We start from the raw sequence: 2133 nt of genomic DNA, 5'->3' as shown, positions 1-2133 counted from the left end.
CATAGGCGATGGCTTTGGCCATGTCGGACTTGGGCGACAGGCGGCGAAGGGCAGCGTCGAGCACCTCGCGCAAGGCGTCGACCAGCGACTGGCTTCGTTCCTGTCGCGCTCGACGGCGTACATCCGGCGGCTGACCACGCACCTCCGCCTCGACGGCATAGAGCGCGCCGATGCGCTCCAGGATATCGGTGGTCAGCGGCGTGGAGAGGCGCTCGTGCAGGTCGAACACCTTGCGCCGGAAGTGTGCCCAGCATGCCACCTCTGTGACGCCACCGCGGTACAGGGCGTCATAGCCCGCATAGGCATCGGCCTGGAGAAAGCCGCGAAAGCCGGCGAGATGCGCCTGCGGGTGCGCCGCGGTGCGGTCGGGCGTGAAGCGATACCATGTTGCGGGCGGTGTCGTGCTGCCGGACGCCTGGTCGTCGGCGGCGTACACCCACAGCCGCCCGGTCGCGGTCTTGCCACGGCCGGGGTCGAGCACCGGCACCGGCGTGTCGTCGGCGTGGATCTTGTCGGCCTTGAGCACCTCGTCACGGATACGGCTGACCACCGGGTCGAGCAGTGCTGCAGCTTGCCCGGCCCAGCCCGCGAGCGTCGAGCGGTCGATCTCGAGCCCCTGCGCGGCCATCATCTCGGCCTGGCGGTACAACGGCAGATGGTGGTCGAACTTGGAGACGACGACGTGCGCCAGCGTCGCGAAGGTCGCCTTGCCCCGCGCCACAGCGCTGACCGGCGCGGGTGCCTGGACGATCTTCTCGCAAGACCGGCAGCTGTATTTGGGGCGGACGTTGCGCACGACCCGCCAGCGCACCGGCACGATGTCGAGCATCTCGTGCGCGTCCACGCCCAGCCGGCGCAGCGCACCACCGCAGTCCGGGCAGGTGCAGATACCGGACGCCGGCTCGTGGACGACCTCCTCGCGCGGCAGATGCTCCGGCAGACTGCGGACCGGTGCCAGGCGCGGCGCTACTCCAGGCGCCGCAGTCTCGACTTCGGAAACATCCCGCTCCGTTTCCAGCTCTTCCAGCGCCAGCTCGAGCTGTTCGATCTCGCGGCCCAACTTCTCGGAGGAGGCACCGAACTGCATCCGCCGCAGTCGAGCGATCTGCCCGCGCAACGTGTCGATGAGCAGATCGCGGGCGGCGAGCGCGGCATTCGCCCGGGCGAGCGATGCCTCCAGCGCGGCGATCCGCGCGGCGGCATCAGCAGGGGAAACAGGCGCTTCCAGCACCCGCATTTCATAACAGATCACGCATCGACGGGCGAGAAAAAGCGTCGCAAAACCGCCGTTTTCACCCCGCCAGCGTCGGCGTGAACGTCCGCTCTGGGCGACGCCAGTCGATGCCCTCCAGCAGCATCGACAATTGTGCCGGCGTCAGCGTCACCGTGCCCGTCGCGGTCACCGGCCAGACGAACCGACCCCGGTCGAGCCGCTTGGAGAACAGGCACAGGCCTTGCCCATCGAACCACAGCAGCTTGACCAGATGACCCCGCTTGCCCCGGAACGCGAACAACGCGCCCGAGTGCGGGTTCTGGGCCAGCACCTGCTGCACCAGTACCGCCAGGCCATCGAACCCTTTGCGCATGTCGGTGACGCCACACGCCAGGAACACCCGCGTCGGCAACGGCGTGGGGCTCAACGCAGCACCGACAACACTCGCGCCAGCGCGCCGGCGTCCACCGACCCGTCCACGCTCACTCGGACGCCACCCGGAAATTCGATGCAGATGAGGCCAGACGTGGATGTCGCCGGCTGCGGCGCAGGTGCGGCGACATCGGCCACGCGCACCTCGGCGAATGCCGGCAGCGCAGGCGCGACCCCGCCCAGCTTGCCCAGCCGCGCCTGCTTGCGCCACGTATAGATCAGGCTGCTCGACACCTCGCGCCGGGCGATGACATCACGGACCCGCACGCCCGGCCGGAACGCCTCGGCCAGGATCTCCAGCTTCTCCGCGTCCGACCAGCTCCGTCGGCCCGATACCCGGCCGACCACCTCCACACGACCAGTCGTACGAGCGCTCGTACGACCAGTCTCAGAACCGAAAACTTCCCGCACCGCCCGCGCCCTCGTCAAAGACGATAAGCATCCCGGCTACGGCCAAACGGGCAAGGCGGCCCTCACGCCACGCTTAC

At 68.9% G+C, this 2133-nt stretch carries 3 protein-coding genes; all 3 read right to left on the bottom strand.

Going from position 1 to position 2133, the window contains the following annotated elements; translation table 11 throughout:
* Window positions 1-1237, bottom strand: a 1237-nt coding sequence (gene tnpC / locus ACH0BU_RS17990) for an IS66 family transposase (RefSeq protein ID WP_500264470.1), incomplete at its 3' end; no start/stop codon positions are given.
* A gap of 55 nt (window positions 1238-1292) precedes the next feature.
* Window positions 1293-1640 carry an IS66 family insertion sequence element accessory protein TnpB gene (gene tnpB / locus ACH0BU_RS17985; protein WP_025292355.1) on the bottom strand — a complete coding sequence of 116 codons (348 nt, stop codon included), beginning with the start codon at window positions 1638-1640 and terminating at the stop codon, window positions 1293-1295.
* Entirely contained in the window at window positions 1637-1999 is a 363-nt protein-coding gene (tnpA, locus tag ACH0BU_RS17980; RefSeq protein WP_007407193.1) for an IS66-like element accessory protein TnpA, read from the bottom strand. The genes tnpB and tnpA overlap by 4 nt, the downstream gene beginning before the upstream one ends.
* Between the last annotated feature and the right edge of the window lie 134 nt (window positions 2000-2133).

The sequence above is a fragment of the Sphingomonas olei genome, from assembly GCF_045369765.1.
Lineage (GTDB): Bacteria > Pseudomonadota > Alphaproteobacteria > Sphingomonadales > Sphingomonadaceae > Sphingomonas > Sphingomonas panaciterrae.
The sequence above is the reverse complement of the archived record's forward strand: the minus strand, read 5'-3'. Positions and strand labels throughout refer to the sequence as shown.